The organism is Streptomyces sp. NPDC048436 (genome assembly GCF_043200355.1).
Classification (GTDB): Bacteria; Actinomycetota; Actinomycetes; order Streptomycetales; family Streptomycetaceae; genus Streptomyces.
In genome coordinates, this window is sequence record NZ_JBICXP010000001.1 from 889,387 (window position 1) to 904,241 (window position 14,855).

General features: G+C 69.2%; 12 protein-coding genes. 9 read left to right on the forward strand and 3 right to left on the reverse strand.

Annotated features, from left to right (window positions below; translation table 11 throughout):
* The first annotated feature begins 19 nt into the window (after positions 1-19).
* Genes ACGFX9_RS04120 through ACGFX9_RS04140 form a run of 5 tightly spaced genes read left to right on the forward strand, consistent with a single transcriptional unit; the run spans position 20 to position 6,692 of the window.
* Positions 20-1,639, forward strand: coding sequence for an ABC transporter substrate-binding protein (locus tag ACGFX9_RS04120; RefSeq protein WP_393465622.1), 1,620 nt, complete (start codon positions 20-22; stop codon positions 1,637-1,639).
* A gap of 49 nt (positions 1,640-1,688) precedes the next feature.
* Positions 1,689-2,648 carry an ABC transporter permease gene (locus ACGFX9_RS04125; protein WP_393464223.1) on the forward strand — a complete coding sequence of 320 codons (960 nt, stop codon included), beginning with the start codon at positions 1,689-1,691 and terminating at the stop codon, positions 2,646-2,648.
* Entirely contained in the window at positions 2,648-4,687 is a 2,040-nt protein-coding gene (locus tag ACGFX9_RS04130; RefSeq protein WP_393464227.1) for a dipeptide/oligopeptide/nickel ABC transporter permease/ATP-binding protein, read from the forward strand. Before ACGFX9_RS04125 ends, ACGFX9_RS04130 begins: the two co-directional genes overlap by 1 nt.
* The gene (locus ACGFX9_RS04135) at positions 4,684-5,757 is read left to right on the forward strand and encodes an ABC transporter ATP-binding protein (protein WP_393464230.1); all 1,074 of its coding nucleotides are present in this window, start codon (positions 4,684-4,686) and stop codon (positions 5,755-5,757) included. Before ACGFX9_RS04130 ends, ACGFX9_RS04135 begins: the two co-directional genes overlap by 4 nt.
* A complete protein-coding gene (locus tag ACGFX9_RS04140; RefSeq protein WP_393464233.1) occupies positions 5,754-6,692 on the forward strand; it encodes a dihydrodipicolinate synthase family protein in 939 nt (312 codons plus the stop codon). The genes ACGFX9_RS04135 and ACGFX9_RS04140 overlap by 4 nt, the downstream gene beginning before the upstream one ends.
* Before the next feature lie 455 nt (positions 6,693-7,147).
* Here the strand turns inward: ACGFX9_RS04140 and ACGFX9_RS04145 are convergent, their stop codons facing one another.
* From ACGFX9_RS04145 to leuA, 3 genes are all read right to left on the reverse strand, one after another.
* Positions 7,148-7,453 (reverse strand): hypothetical protein, encoded by a 306-nt coding sequence (locus tag ACGFX9_RS04145; RefSeq protein WP_393464236.1) that lies wholly within the window; start codon positions 7,451-7,453, stop codon positions 7,148-7,150.
* Between the two features lie 358 nt (positions 7,454-7,811).
* On the reverse strand, positions 7,812-8,546 hold the full coding sequence (locus tag ACGFX9_RS04150; protein WP_393465625.1) for a TerB family tellurite resistance protein: 735 nt from the start codon (positions 8,544-8,546) through the stop codon (positions 7,812-7,814).
* A gap of 186 nt (positions 8,547-8,732) precedes the next feature.
* Positions 8,733-10,460, reverse strand: coding sequence for a 2-isopropylmalate synthase (leuA, locus tag ACGFX9_RS04155; RefSeq protein ID WP_393464239.1), 1,728 nt, complete (start codon positions 10,458-10,460; stop codon positions 8,733-8,735).
* A gap of 297 nt (positions 10,461-10,757) precedes the next feature.
* Between leuA and ACGFX9_RS04160 the strand changes: the two genes are divergently transcribed.
* The 4 genes from ACGFX9_RS04160 (at position 10,758) to ACGFX9_RS04175 (ending at position 14,836) form a co-directional block, all read left to right on the forward strand.
* Positions 10,758-11,828 carry a M4 family metallopeptidase gene (locus ACGFX9_RS04160; RefSeq protein ID WP_393464241.1) on the forward strand — a complete coding sequence of 357 codons (1,071 nt, stop codon included), beginning with the start codon at positions 10,758-10,760 and terminating at the stop codon, positions 11,826-11,828.
* Positions 11,829-11,853: 25 nt separating this feature from the next.
* A complete protein-coding gene (locus ACGFX9_RS04165; protein WP_393464245.1) occupies positions 11,854-12,120 on the forward strand; it encodes a protealysin inhibitor emfourin in 267 nt (88 codons plus the stop codon).
* Positions 12,121-12,194: 74 nt separating this feature from the next.
* Positions 12,195-13,592, forward strand: a complete 1,398-nt coding sequence (locus ACGFX9_RS04170) for a GH1 family beta-glucosidase (protein WP_393464249.1) — start codon at positions 12,195-12,197, stop codon at positions 13,590-13,592.
* Entirely contained in the window at positions 13,589-14,836 is a 1,248-nt protein-coding gene (locus ACGFX9_RS04175) for an MFS transporter (protein ID WP_393464252.1), read from the forward strand. Before ACGFX9_RS04170 ends, ACGFX9_RS04175 begins: the two co-directional genes overlap by 4 nt.
* Positions 14,837-14,855 lie beyond the last annotated feature (19 nt).

The window sequence follows — 14,855 nt, forward strand, 5'->3', positions numbered from 1 at the left end:
CACCCAACACGCTCCGGACATCGGCCGCGCGCCGGACCGCCGGTCCTTCCTCAGGTACACGGGTGCGCTGGGCGCCGCCGCCGCGATCACCACCACGCTCTCCGCCTGCTCGTCGGGGCCCGAGTCCACGAACGAGGCCGGAGGGGGTGGCGGCAAGGGCGGCGATTCCACCCTCACGGCCGTCATCGGCTATGGGAACGACGGCAGTTGGGATCCCACGCAGACCGCGTCCGCCTTCGCGATGGCCGGCAACGAACACATCTACGAGGGGCTCCTCAACACCGACCCCATCACCCGCGAACCGTATGCCGCGCTCGCCACGGAGATCCCCACCGACGACAAGGCGACCACCTGGAAGTTCACGCTGCGGCCGGGCGCCAAGTGGCACGACGGCAAGCCCGTCACCGCCGACGACGTCGTCTTCGTATTCGACCGCATCCTGGACCCGAAGACCCAGACCCTGGCCAAGGGCTTCTTCGAGAGCTGGCTGAAGGGGGTCAAGAAGGTCGACGCGACCTCCGTCGAACTGACCCTGAAGTTCCCCTTCCCCGACGGTCTCGCCCGGCTCTCCCTCGCCAAGATCATGCCGAAGCACGTCTTCTCCAAGGCGGGCGCCTGGGACGACGCGACCAAGGGCAAGGCGGTGGGCTCGGGACCGTACAAGCAGGCGTCGCACCACCCGAAGTCCAACACCACCTTCGAGGCGTTCGACGACTACAACGGGCCGCGCAAGGCCGCCTTCAAGAAGATGAACTGGCTGACCATCGTCGACGCGGCGCCCCGCGTCGCGAAGATCTCGGGCGGCAGCGCGGACTCGGAGATCGCGGACAACATCCCGTACGCCAACATCGAGCAGCTCAAGAAGGGCGGCCTCACCGTCGAGGGCGGGGCGGGGATGAACAACCTGTTCCTGATGTTCAACACCGCGCACAAGCCCTTCGACGACGTACGCGTGCGCCAGGCCCTGCACTACGCCATCGACACCGAGAAGATGATCGAGGTCGCGCTCAAGGGCCATGGCAAGGCGTCGACCTCGTTCCTCAACGAGTCCAACCCCGCCTATCGGCCTGCCAAGACGGTTTACGCGTACGACCCCAAGAAGGCGAAGAAGCTCCTGGAGGAGGCCGGGGTCAAGGACCTGTCGATCAACCTCATGGCGGTGAACGTGAGTTGGATCGTCGACTGTCTGCCGACCATCAAGGCCTCGTGGGACGCGATCGGCGTCAAGACGACGCTCGACCCGCAGGAGACGACGGCCGTCTTCACCAAGATGGACCAGAAGAAGGACTACCAGGTCGTCGCTGCCGCCTCGAACCCCAACCAGTTCGGCATCGACCCCGACCTGATCATGCACTACAACTACGGGCCCGAGAACCTGTGGATGGGCTACGCGCGCTGGGCGGGAAACTCCACCGCCAAGAAGCTCTTCAAGGACATGGACCAGGCGACGCGCGAACCCGACGCGACCAAGAAGAAGGCCATGGTCCAGGACTACATCGACACGGTCGCCGAGCAGGCGGTGATCTACCCGGTCGTCCACAACGAGCTGATGACCGCCTGGGATCCCAAGAAACTCACCGGCATCAAGGCCCAGCCCTTCCCCGGCATCAATCTCCTCCAGGCCAAGTGGGCCGACTGACGCCTACTGCAACCAGCCCCGCCAGTAAGCCCGTTGGGAGTCGTACGTCGTGACAGCGATCGTCAGAATCCTGGCCCGCCGCATCGCCCTGCTCGTCCCGCTGCTGCTCGGCATCGTCCTCTTCGTCTTCCTCGTGATGCGGTTCTCGGACGTCGACCCGGCGTCGGCGTTCTTCCAGGGCGCCAATCCGACCCAGGAACAACTGCACCAGTTCCGCGAGGAGAACGGCCTGCTCGATCCGCTGCCGGTGCGCTACGTCGCCTTCGTGGGGGATCTGATCCGGGGCGACATGGGAATCAGCGTGCTCACCCGCTCACCGGTGGTCGACCAGGTCACCACCGCCCTTCCGCTGACCGTGCAGCTGACCTTCATGGGGCTCGGCATCGCGGTCGTCATCTCGTTGCTGCTCGGTGTGACCGCCGCGATCTACCGTGACCGGCTGCCCGACCAGCTCATCCGCGTCGTCTCGCTGACCGGTGTGGCGGCGCCCGGCTTCTGGCTCGCGCTGCTGATGATCCAGTATCTGGCGGTGGAGGCCGGCTGGTTCCCGACCGGCGGCTACATCAACCCCGGTGATTCCCTCACCGGCTGGCTCAAGACGATGACGCTGCCCGCCTTCGCGCTGTCCCTGCCGGTGGCCGCCGGGCTCACCCGCATCATCCGTACGGCGGTGGTCGAGGAGCTCGACAAGGACTACGTACGGACGGCGATCGGCAGCGGCCTGCCACCGGTCGTGGTCGTCGGGCGCAACGTCCTGCGCAACGCCCTCATCAACCCGCTGACCGTGCTCGGCCTGCGCGTCGGCTACCTGCTCGGCGGCGCGGTCGTCATCGAGACGATCTTCTCGCTTCCCGGCATGGGGAAGCTGATGATCGACGCCGTGAAGAACGGCGACCCGGCCGTCGTACAGGGCGTCGTCATCACGACCGCCGTCGGCTTCGTGGTCGTGAACCTGGTCCTCGACATCCTCCATCTGCTGGTCAATCCGCGCCTGAGGGGAACTGCCTGATGATCGCCTCACGCAAGGCGCTGGCGGAGAGACTCGCGCGCCCCGGCGTCCGGATCCGCTCCCTGCGCAGGCTGCCGGTCCTCTCGCAGGTCGCGATGGCGGTCGTCGGCGTGGTCGTCCTGGTGGCGCTCTTCGCGCCGCTGCTCGTCCCGCACGACCCGCTCGACCAGCAGCCCCAGGTCGACGGCACGGGCCACCCCTCGGGGGACCACTGGATGGGCCAGGACAGTCTGGGCCGCGACATCCTCAGCCGACTGATGTACGGGGCGCGCTGGTCGCTTGCGATCGGGCTCGGGGCGACGCTGCTCGCCCTGATCGTCGGCGCGGTGCTCGGGGCGATCGCGGCGACCTCGCGCAAGGCGGTCGACGAGACGCTCATGCGGTGCCTGGACATCGTCATGGCGTTCCCCGGGATCGCGCTCGCCGCGGTGCTCGTGGCGGTCTTCGGTGGCGGCATCCTCGTACTCATCTGCGCGATCGCGTTCCTGTTCACACCGCCGATCGCGCGGGTCGTCCGGGCGAACGTGATGGATCAGTACGGCGAGGACTATGTCGTCGCCGAACGCATCGTCGGCGCCCGCACCCCGCACATCCTCATCAAGCACGTCGCCATCAACTGCGCCGCGCCCATCCTGGTGTTCTGCACGGTGCAGGTCGCCGAGGCCATCGTCTTCGAGGCGTCGCTGTCCTTCATCGGCGCGGGCGTACGGCCCCCGGACCCGTCCTGGGGCAGCGTCATCGCCGACGGCAAGAACATGGTGCTGCTCGGCGGCTGGTGGGCGACGGTCTTCCCGGGCCTCCTTATGCTGATCACGGTCCTTGCCCTGAACATCCTCTCCGAGGGGGTCTCCGACGCGTGGGCGGCGCCCGCCTCCCGCGACGTGCCGGGCGCGGCTCGCGCGGCCCGCAAGGAGGACCGCCTCGAAGCCCCCGAGCCGGGCAGCGGACAGGTCCTTCAGCTGCCGGGCCTGACGGAGGCGGCCCAGCGGCTGCGCTCACGCGCGCGACCGCTGCCCGAGGGGACGCCGGTGCTCACGGTCACCGACCTGGCGATCGGGTTCGACGGTCGCCACGGCGGGGTGGACATCGTCGACGGCATCAGCTTCCACGTACGGCCGGGTGAAGTCCTCGGCCTGGTGGGCGAGTCGGGCTGCGGCAAGTCGCTCACGGCGCTGACGGTGATGGGCCTGGAGCCGAAGGGTGCGCGTATTGCCGGTCAAGTCACCTTCGACGGCGAGCAGTTGCTCGGCATGCCGATGCGGGCACGCAGGCGGCTGCTCGGCCACGACATGGCGATGATCTACCAGGACGCCCTGTCGTCCCTCAACCCCGCGATGACGGTCCGTGCCCAGCTCAAGCAGGTCGTACGAAGGGGTGGGCGCCGCACGTCGGTGGAGCTCCTGGAACTGGTCGGCCTGGACCCGGACCGCACCCTGCGCAGCTACCCGCACGAGCTCTCCGGCGGGCAGCGGCAGCGCGTCCTGATCGCGATGGCGCTCTCCCGCGACCCGAAGCTGATCGTCGCCGACGAGCCGACGACGGCCCTGGACGTCACGGTCCAGGCCCAGGTGATCCAACTCCTCCTCCGCCTTCGCGAGGAGCTGGGCTTCGCGCTGATCCTCGTATCGCACGACCTGGCCTTGGTCGCGGACGTCACCGACCGGGTGGTGGTGATGTACGGCGGGCAGATCGTCGAGACGGGCGTGACGGCGGACCTCGTCGAGGCGCCGTCGCACCACTACACGCGTGGCCTGCTCGGCTCGGTCCTGTCCCTGGAGTCGGCGGCCAGTGGGGCATCCCCTGCTCGAGCGAAGTCGAGAGCTTGGGGAAGGCTCACGCAGATCAAGGGCGTCGTGCCGTCGCCCGCCGACTTCCCCGCAGGCTGCCGGTTCGCGGACCGCTGCCCGCTGGCGAGCGAGGTGTGCCGCACGACGGCGCCAGAACTCGTGGGCGGGGCACGGCACTCCATCGCCTGCCACCATCCGGCGCAGCAGCCGCCGAGGGTACCGGGCCCCAGGGGAAACGAGGCCCTGAAATGACGGTTGGCGACCCTCAAGTGAGCTCCGAAGACCTGATCACCCTCTCCGGGGCGCACGTCGTGCACAGGGCCCGCTCGGGCGGCCTGTTCTCGCGGGACCGGGTGTACGCCCTGACCGGCGCCGATCTGGCCATCGCACCCGGGGAGACGGTGGGCGTCGTGGGCGAGTCGGGGTGCGGCAAGTCGACCCTGGCGAAGGTGCTCGTGGGGGTGCAGCGGCCTACGGCAGGCACGGTGTCCTTCCGGGGGCGGGACCTGTGGACGATGAAGCCGGCCGAGCGGCGGGCCACAATCGGCCGCAACACCGGCATGATCTTCCAGGACCCGTCGACGGCGCTGAACCGCAGACTGACGGTACGGCAGATCCTCCGGGACCCCTTGGACGTCCACAGGGTGGGGACGGCGGCCCAACGCGAGGCTCGTGTGCGTGAGTTGATGTCTCTGGTCGGACTGCCCAAGGTCCTTGCGGACGGGCTGCCGGGGCAGCTTTCGGGCGGGCAGCGGCAGCGCGTGGCGATCGCCCGTGCGCTGGCGCTCGAACCGGATCTTGTGGTGGCGGACGAGCCGACGAGCGCCCTGGATGTCTCCGTACGCGCCCAGATCCTCAACCTCCTCCTCGACCTGAAGGAGCGGCTCGGCCTGGCCCTTGTCTTCGTGTCGCACGACATCCAGACGGTGCGGCGGATGAGTGACAGGGTCATCACCATGTACCTGGGCAGAATCGTGGAGGAGTCCCCGGCACAGGAGATCCTGGACCGCGCCCGGCACCCGTACACCCGGGCCCTCTTCTCCGCGACCCCCGGCCTGCTCGACCCGATCGACCCGATCCCGCTCGTCGGCCCGGTGCCGTCGGCGACCCGGCCGCCGAGCGGATGCCCGTTCCGTACGAGGTGCTGGAAGGCGGACGAGGTCTGCGCGTCGTCCATGCCGGACTTCGCGTCGACGGCGGGGTCCGGGCACCGCTACCGGTGCCACCATCCCGTACGGGACGGCCAGTCCACGCACGAGCTGGTGATCCAGTCCGCCGCCACGGACGCGAGCACCATCGCGAACCCCAGGGAGCTTCCATGACGACCACGCCCACCCCGCTGACCGGTGTCGTCCCGCCCGTCTGCACTCCCCTGACACCGGAGCGCGAGGTGGACACGGCCTCACTCATCCGCCTGGTCGACCACCTGATCGAAGGGGGTGTGGACGGCCTGTTCGTCCTGGGCTCGTCCTCGGAGGCGGCGTACTTGACGGACGACCAACGCAGGACGGTCATCGAGACGGTGGTGGGCCATGTCGGCGGCCAACTCCCGGTCCTGGCGGGGGCGATCGACATGGCGACGCCACGGGTCCTCGACCATGTCCGTTCGGTGACGGGGGCCGGGGCGGACGGGGTGGTGGTGACGGCGCCCTTCTACACGCGCACGCACCCGGCGGAGGTGGCCCGCCACTTCCGTCTGATCGCGCAGCGCTCACCGGTCCCGGTCTTCGCGTACGACCTCCCGGCCTCGGTCCACTCCAAACTGCCCGCGGAACTGACCCTGGAGCTGGCCGCGGAGGGCGTCCTGGCCGGGCTCAAGGACTCCAGCGGGGACGAGGGCAACTTCCGCGAGGTGGTCCTGGGCGCGCGAACCCGCCCGGAGGTCTCCGGCTTCAGCGTGCTGACGGGCGCGGAGACAACGGTGGACGGAGCCCTCGCGATGGGGGCGGACGGGGTGGTGCCGGGCCTGGGCAACGTCGACCCGGCGGGGTACGCACGGCTCTACCGCCACTGCCGGGAGGGGGACTGGGCGCGGGCGCGGGTGGAGCAGGAGCGGTTGTGCGGCCTGTTCGGGATGGTGCGGGTGGGCGATCCGGGCCGGATGGGCGGCAGCTCCTCGGCGCTGGGCGCCTTCAAGGCGGCGCTCGCCCTGCGGGGCGTGATCGCGTGCGCGGCTACCGCTGAGCCGCAGGTTCCGTTGTCTTCTGGGGAGGTCGAGCGGGTGGGGAAGTTCCTGGCGGGGGCGGGGTTGTTGTAGGCGGGGGCCTTTTCCCCGCCCCCCTACCGCCGGCTACCAGCGGAACGCTCGTACGGCGACTGAGTAGCCGGTGATCACAAACGCGTGATCACCGGCTACTCAGGACTGGTGCCAGCGGCGCCGTCTCTCCCACACCCACAGAAGCCCGATGATCCCGCCGACGACGGCCAGGTAGACAGTGAGTGGACCATCGTCCAGGACAAGTCCCGGCACAGCTACGACAGCCACAATCAGTAGCCATCCGCATCCGGCCACGGCGAGGTCTGCTGAATCTGGGCGCTTTTGTTCCTGTGCCACCCAATCTCCATCCACTGGTACGCGTCTGGTGGGCACTTGGCTTGTGCTGCCGCCGTGCCCCGCATTACTGCACGGAATCGTACGCGTCCAGCATCCCTGAGTGCTGCGGTGCCGGACCGCTCTCACGGCAGAGGACAGCCGCGTCGGGAATCAACGAATTAGGCGCAGTGGAGTCCGGCAGTCTTGGAGAAGACGTTCTTGTCACCCCAAGTGCCATTGCCGTTTCGCAACGTCGCGTTACCGATGTTGCTGCGGTACGTCCACGTACTCGTGGTCAGCCTCGAGCAGGTGAAGTGCAGGGTCACTGGAAATGCCTTGCCTTGCTCGTTCGTGTATCCCCGAGTGGCCTTGGTCTTCCAGAGTCCAAGCCCGTGATACTGGCGCAATGACGCCGAGAAGTTCCCCTTGCCCTTCTGGTTGCACAACATCGCGGCCTCAGCCTGGATTACCTTGCTGCCATGCATGAACGGCTTCTTGCTCTGGGTGAGTTGGCATGAGGGCTTTGCCCGAGCCGTAAGGCTGGGCGAATGAGAGGCCGTGATCCCTTGCCCATCGATTTCCGTCGCCCAGCGCACCAGATCCTGCGTGCTGTAGGAGGACGGTGATTCGCATGACGGGCTCCTTCCGGCAGGTCGGCAGGTTCGGTGCCAACCCTTCCGGAGCGAGGCGCGCGATCCGTCGGGCGTGAGGGCGAGTTGGGGCGTACGGCGCGGGGAGGCGCCGGGGGGTGCGCTACTCCCGCGGGAGTACGGCGTCGGAGCGCGGGGCAGCCCGGAAGCGCGTCGCCCGCGCCGTGCGGGTCGGAAGTGCGGGCGGGGACGCTCAGAAGTGCGTGGTCCGCGCCGCCACCATCAGCCGTGTCACCTCGTCCGCGCCGATGGTCAGCGCACCGCCCGCGGTAGTGAGCACCTCGCGCTCGGCGGGGGTGTAGGGGCCGTCGGCGAGTGCGATGCGCGCGCCTTGCAGGAGCAGCGCCTCGCGTCCGGCGGGAGCGAGGTGCGGGGCCAGTGGGCCGATCGCCTCGTGGAGCTCTATGGCGAGGCCCGGCCCGCAGTCGGGCACGGTGGCCCGGCCGGTGTCCGCGGCGAGCGCCTCGACGAGCGCGACGAGCTGTTCCTCGCAGCAGTCGTCGAACCCCGCGCCGCGCAGCGCGCCGACGGCCGCGTCGAGCGTCGTGCGCGAGGAGGTGCCGCCCGCGGCGAGGACCGCGAGGACGATGGTGTGCACGGCGTCGCGGACCATGGCCGAAAGGCGTGTGGTCGTGGGATGGTCGAGAACGTCGGTGCCGAAGTGGTCGCCGCAGGCGGCGCACTCGACGATGGGGCCCACGGAGCCGCGCGGCAGGACCGGCAGGCCGAGCAGGACGAAGCGGCGACGGCCGGTGCGCCGCTGGTAGTTGCGGTCACCGCCGCACCCCGGGCAGAAGAACTCACCGTCTCCGACGGTGGTCCAGGCCGTATGGACGCCGAGCACGCGCCTGCGCAGAACCCGCCCGCGTGAGACGGGCGTGGCGAGGATGCGGGAATCCCGGTCGTCTCGTCCCCGATCTGGCAGCACCACGCACCTCCGTAACGCCCCGGCGACATTGCCGTGTTGGACGTGATGTTAGCCACAGTGTTGATGTGGCGTCAGCACCCTGTGCGAGAGATGGCCGGTAGACGACCGCCGGACGGGCTCTGGATGAGCCCGTCCGGCGGTTGATGACTGGGGGTTCGGGGGCAGAAGCCCCGGGGCGGCGTCCCGTCAGCGAGCGGCGCGGTTGACCGCGGAGACGGCGGCCTTGAGCGAGGCACGCGTCGTGTTCGCGTCGATGCCGATGCCCCACAGGACCTTGTCGCCGATGGCGCACTCGATGTACGAGGCGGCCTGCGCGGAGGCGCCTTCGCTCATCGTGTGCTCCTGGTAGTCCAGGAGGCGTACGTCGATGCCGATGCCCTGCAGCGCGTTGAAGAAGGCCGAGATCGGGCCGTTGCCGGTGCCGGTCAGGACGGTGTCGGCGCCGTCGACCGTCGCCTCGACGGTGAGGGTGTCCGTGCCGTCCTTGTCCGTGGTGGTCTGGCCGTTCTTGACCTGGATGCGTCCCCACGGGTTGTCGGGGTTGGGCAGGTACTCGTCCTGGAAGATGCCCCAGATCGCGTCGGGCGTGACCTCGCCGCCCTCGGTGTCGGTCTTCGTCTGGATGATCTTCGAGAACTCGACCTGCATGCGGCGCGGCAGGTCCAGCTTGTGGTCGTTCTGCAGGACGTAGGCGATGCCGCCCTTGCCGGACTGCGAGTTGACGCGGATCACGGCCTCGTAGGAGCGGCCGACGTCCTTGGGGTCGATGGGCAGGTACGGGACGGCCCACTCGATGTCGTCGACGGTCTTGCCCTGCTGCTCGGCGCGGACGCCCATCGCCTCGAAGCCCTTCTTGATGGCGTCCTGGTGGGAGCCGGAGAAGGCGGTGTAGACGAGGTCACCGGCGTACGGGTGGCGCGGGTGGACCTCCATCTGGGTGCAGTACTCGGCGGTGCGGCGGATCTCGTCGATGTCCGAGAAGTCGATCTGCGGGTCGACGCCCTGGGAGAAGAGGTTCATGCCCAGCGTGACCAGGTCGACGTTGCCGGTGCGCTCGCCCTGCCCGAACAGGCAGCCCTCGATGCGGTCGGCGCCGGCCATGATGGCCAGTTCGGCGGCGGCGACGGCGGTGCCGCGGTCGTTGTGCGGGTGGACCGACAGGCAGACGTGCTCGCGCCGGGACAGGTTCCTGGACATCCACTCGAAGCGGTCCGCGTGGGTGGAGGGCGTCGAACGCTCCACCGTGGCGGGCAGGTTGAGGATGATCTCGCGGCCCTCGGCGGGCTGCCAGACGTCACAGACGGCCTCGCAGACCTCCAGGGCGAAGTCCAGCTCGGTGTCCGTGAAGATCTCGGGGCTGTACTGGTAGCCGAAGACCGTCTCGGGGCCCAGCAGCTTCTCCGCGTACTCCATGACCAGGCGCGTGCCGTCGACGGCGATCTGCTTGACCGCGTCCTTCGAGCCACGGAAGACGACCTCGCGCCAGACGGGCGCGGTCGCGTTGTACAGGTGGACGGTGGCGCGCTTGGCGCCGACCAGCGACTCGACCGTGCGGGAGATGAGCTCCTCGCGGGCCTGGGTCAGTACGGAGATCGTGACGTCGTCCGGGATCGCGCCGTCCTCGATGATCGACCGTACGAAGTCGAAGTCCGTCTGGCCCGATGAGGGGAAGCCGACCTCGATCTCCTTGTAGCCCATGCGGACCAGCAGGTCGAACATCTCGCGCTTGCGCGCCGGGGACATCGGGTCGATCAGCGCCTGGTTGCCGTCGCGCAGGTCCGTGGAGAGCCAGCGGGGAGCGACCGTGATCCGGTTGGCGGGCCACGTCCGGTCGGGGATGTCGACCTGGTCGTACTGGCCGTACTTGTGGATCGGCATGGACGTGGCGCGCTGCAGATTCGGCTTGATGACCATGATGCGTGGGCTCCTCGGGAGTGTCCTTAAGGACGGCCGACGGTCGCTTCGCGAGCAACACCGAACTCCGCGGGGAGGGGGTCGGCCTCGACTACAGACCCTCGCCGCGGCAGCTAAGGAGAAGCAGCCCGTAACGCATGATGCTCAGCAGCCTAACCGAGTGCCGCCGCCTGCGCGGATCGGTATCAGTATGCGGGACCGCTCTCGAGTAACGGTCGAGAGGAGATCTATCCCTCTATTTCACTAATCTTCGTTGCAGGTAGTGACAGAGTCATGACCCAGTGCCACATTGCCGCCATGGCCACCAATCCAGGCTTCGAGCCTGTCTTCTGCACCATCATCCCGCCGCACGTGCTCGACACTCTGGCCCAGAGTGACGACGCCACCCTCGCCGGACCCGCCCGCCGCACCCTGGAACGGGACTCCATCGAGCGCACCCACCGCCGCCTGACCACGGTCATCGGCGCTCCGTCCGTGACGCCGCCCAAGGAAGCGGCCGCGAGCAAGCCGCACCGCACGCTCTACGACGCGCGGCACAAGACCGACCTGCCGGGCCGCAAGGTCCGCGGCGAGGGCGACAAGCCGGGCAAGGACGCGACCGTCAACCGCGCGTACGCGGGCCTCGGCGCGACCTTCGAGCTGTACCTGAAGGCCTACCGGCGCAACTCCATCGACGGCCATGGGCTTCCGCTGAACGCGACCGTGCACTACTCCGAGGACTACAACAACGCGTTCTGGAACGGCGAGCAGATGGTGTTCGGCGACGGTGACGGCGAGATCTTCCTCGACTTCACCATCCCCGTGGACGTCATCGGCCACGAGCTGACGCACGGCGTCACGCAGTACACGGCGAACCTCACGTACTTCGGCCAGCCGGGCGCCCTCAACGAGTCGATGTCGGACGTCTTCGGCTCGCTCATCAAGCAGTACACGCTCGGCCAGACCGCCTCCGACGCCGACTGGCTGATCGGCGCGGGCCTGCTCGCGCCGCGCGTGACGGGCAAGGCCCTGCGCTCCATGAAGGCGCCGGGCACGGCCTACGACGACGACGTGCTGGGCAAGGACCCGCAGCCCGCCGACATGGAGCACTACGTCCGCACGGGCCGCGACAACGGCGGCGTGCACATCAACTCCGGCATCCCCAACCACGCCTTCTACCTGCTCGCCGAGGCGCTCGGCGGCAACGCGTGGGAGCGGGCAGGACAGATCTGGTACGCGGTCCTGACCGGCGGCCGGCTGGCGCAGGACGCCTCGTTCGCGGACTTCGCCAAGCTGACGGTGGCCGCCGCGCGCGACAAGTACGGGGACGGCGAGGAGCACCAGTCCGTCCTGAAGGCGTGGTCCCAGGTCGGGGTGCCTACCAACTGACCCCGCCTTGGAGTAGACAGGACCCATGCGTATCCAGGTGAAGCGCACGGGAGGATTCGCGGGCATCGAGCGGAACGCCGAGATCGACACCTCGGGACTGCCCGATGCCCACGAGTGGCACGCCCTGGCCGAAGAGGCAGTGGCCGAGGGCAGGGGCACGCCGCCGATAGGGGTGCCGGACGGGTTCAGTTACCAGCTCACCGTCGACGGGCACACGGTGTACTGCTCGGATCCACGTCTGAGCGATCCGCAGCGGAAGCTGATCACGCGCGTACTCAAGGAGGGCTCGTAAAACTTGAGCGGTGTTCACCTTTTCTGAGGCAAGCCCATTGACTTCCGTACGCGGCCGTACGGAAGATCGCGCCCATGGCAGCGACCCAGGCGCGCGAACCACTACCTCAGTTCCCCCGCGACTTCCTGTGGGGGGTCTCCACATCGGCTCACCAGATCGAGGGCGCCGCGGACGAACGCGGCCCCTCGGTCTGGGACGCGTTCACCGCGCTGCCGGGCCGCGTGAAGGACGCCACGACGGCCGCCGTCGCCTGCGACCACTACCACCGCTACCGCGAAGACGTGGCGCTCATCCGGGAGTTGGGGGCAGGCGCCTACCGCTTCTCGGTGTCATGGCCGCGGGTCCTGCCCACCGGCGCGGGCACGGTGAGCGCCAAGGGCCTGGACTTCTACGACCGCCTGGTGGACGAGCTGTGCGTGGCGGGCATACGTCCGGTCCCCACCCTCTTCCACTGGGACACCCCGCTCGCGCTCGCCGAAGCGGGCGGCTGGCTGCGGCGGGACACGGCGGAGCGGTTCGCCGAGTACGCGGCCGTGGTGGCGGACCGCATCGGCGATCGCGCCAAGAAGTGGATCACCCTCAACGAACCGGCCGAGCACACCTTGCTCGGCCATGCGCTGGGCCAGCACGCGCCCGGCGAGCGGCTCATGTTCGACGCGCTCCCGGCGGCGCACCACCAGCTGCTGGCGCACGGGCTCGCCGTACGGGCGCTGCGCGCGGCGGGCGTCACGGACATCGGCATCGCCAATTCGCACGGCCCGACCTGGCCCGCGTCGTCTTCGGCACAGGACCTGGAGGCGGCGGACTTCTACGACGTACTCCTCAACCGCCTCTTCGCGGACCCGCTCATTCTCGGCCGATATCCGGAAGGAATCGGGGAGTTGATGCCGTCCGACGACATCGAGGCGGACCTGAAGGTCATCGCCGAGCCGGTCGACTGGTACGGGATCAACTTCTACCAGCCGACGAAGGTGGGCGCACCGCTGCCCGCCGCGACATCGGCATCGGCATCGGCATCGGCATCGGCATCGGCATCGACGGAATTCGCGGGCGTGACGCTGCCACCTGAACTCCCTTTCTCTCCTCGGGAGTTGGAGGGCTATCCGGTGACGGATTTCGGCTGGCCGGTGGTCCCGGAGTCGCTCACCGAGCTCCTGACCGGCTTCCGCGACCGGTACGGCGACCGGCTGCCGCCGCTGGTGATCACCGAGAACGGCTGCTCGTACGAGGGCCTCGACGACCAGCGCCGCATCGACTACCTGGACGGACATCTCCGGGCGCTGCACCGGGCGTTCGAGGCGGGGGTCGACGTACGCGGCTACTTCGTCTGGTCCCTGATGGACAACTTCGAGTGGGCGGAGGGCTACCGGCAACGCTTCGGACTCGTCCACGTCGACTACACCACCCTTGAGCGCACCCCGAAGGCGTCGTACGCGTGGCTGCGCGAGACGCTCCGGGCCCAACGGGCATGACCGCGACGCCGGTCGAGGCGCTCAGGGAGCCGACCGCCCGGGTCGGGCGGGGCTGGACGTCCGCGCTGTCGCTGGCCAACGGGGCGATCTGGGTGGGCTGGTACGGGCCGCTGCAGATCCTCCTCGCCCTCCAGGCGGAGGACCTCGCCCCGGCAGGCACGTCGAAGGAAACGGTCCTTGCCTGGGTGGCAGGGGCGGGGGCCGTGGTGTCCCTCGCCTCGAACCCGCTCTTCGGCGCCCTTTCGGACCGGACCGTGTCGCGCTTCGGGCGGCGCACGCCGTGGATCGTGGCGGGCACGGCGGGCGGCGCGGTCGCGCTTCTGCTGCTTTCGGCCGCGGGCTCGGTGTGGTGGATGGCGGCGGGCTGGTGCCTGGTCCAGCTCACCCTGAACGCCGCCTTCGCCGCGGTCACGGCGGCCGTGCCCGACCGGGTGCCACGGCTCCAGCGGGGCGCGGTGGGCGGCTGGCTCGGGGCGGCGCAGATCCTGGGCGTGGTGGCGGGCACGGGCCTGGCGACGGCGGCCGGGGGCGTGGGGGCGGGCTACGCGGCGTGCGCGGTGTTCACACTGGTGGGGGTCCTGCCGTACGTCCTGCGCCACCGTGACCTGCGGCTCGCGCCCGCGGACAGACCGCCGTTCGCGTGGCGGTCGTTCGCCGCGGCCTTCTGGCTGAGCCCGCGCCGCTACCCGGACCTCGGCTGGGCCTGGCTGACCCGCTTCCTGATCAACCTCAGCAACGCCCTGGTCCTGCTCTATCTCCTCTACTACCTGCGGGACCGCCTGCACCACTCCGACCCGGAAGGGGGCGTCCTGATCCTCACGGCGGTGAACGGCGTGACGCTGCTCGCGACGGTGGTCGTGGGCGGCGTCTGGTCGGACCGCGTCGGCCGCCGCAAACCGTTCGTGCTCTGGTCGGGCGTCCTGATGGCAGTGGCGACGGCCGTGCTGTCCGGCTGGCAGACATGGCCGGGCGCGCTGGTCGCCGCGGCGGTGCTCGGGGTGGGCTTCGGCGTCTTCACTTCGGTGGACTTCGCCCTGATGACGGACGTCCTGCCGAAGGCGATGGACCGCGGCAAGGACATGGGCGTCATCAACATCGCCAACTCCCTGCCCCAGGTGGCGGCCCCGGCCCTGGCAGCCCCGATCGTGACGCACTTGGGCGGCTACCGGGTGCTGTACCTGGTGGCGGCGGGGGTGGGGCTCGCGGGGGCGCTGCTGGTGACGCGGATCAGGAACGTGGACTGACCCGCGCCACTTCTACCGG

What these genes read in the sequence shown, in the direction of transcription:
- leuA (WP_393464239.1), bottom strand. Translation starts at nt 10,460, where the DNA reads ATGGTCATCAAGCCGAATCTGCAGCGCGCCACGTCCATGCCGATCCAC.
- ACGFX9_RS04165 (WP_393464245.1), top strand. Translation starts at nt 11,854, where the DNA reads ATGCGTATCCAGGTGAAGCGCACGGGAGGATTCGCGGGCATCGAGCGG.
- ACGFX9_RS04175 (WP_393464252.1), top strand. Translation starts at nt 13,589, where the DNA reads ATGACCGCGACGCCGGTCGAGGCGCTCAGGGAGCCGACCGCCCGGGTC.
- ACGFX9_RS04135 (WP_393464230.1), top strand. Translation starts at nt 4,684, where the DNA reads ATGACGGTTGGCGACCCTCAAGTGAGCTCCGAAGACCTGATCACCCTC.
- ACGFX9_RS04145 (WP_393464236.1), bottom strand. Translation starts at nt 7,453, where the DNA reads ATGCATGGCAGCAAGGTAATCCAGGCTGAGGCCGCGATGTTGTGCAAC.
- ACGFX9_RS04130 (WP_393464227.1), top strand. Translation starts at nt 2,648, where the DNA reads ATGATCGCCTCACGCAAGGCGCTGGCGGAGAGACTCGCGCGCCCCGGC.
- ACGFX9_RS04170 (WP_393464249.1), top strand. Translation starts at nt 12,195, where the DNA reads ATGGCAGCGACCCAGGCGCGCGAACCACTACCTCAGTTCCCCCGCGAC.
- ACGFX9_RS04160 (WP_393464241.1), top strand. Translation starts at nt 10,758, where the DNA reads ATGGCCACCAATCCAGGCTTCGAGCCTGTCTTCTGCACCATCATCCCG.
- ACGFX9_RS04140 (WP_393464233.1), top strand. Translation starts at nt 5,754, where the DNA reads ATGACGACCACGCCCACCCCGCTGACCGGTGTCGTCCCGCCCGTCTGC.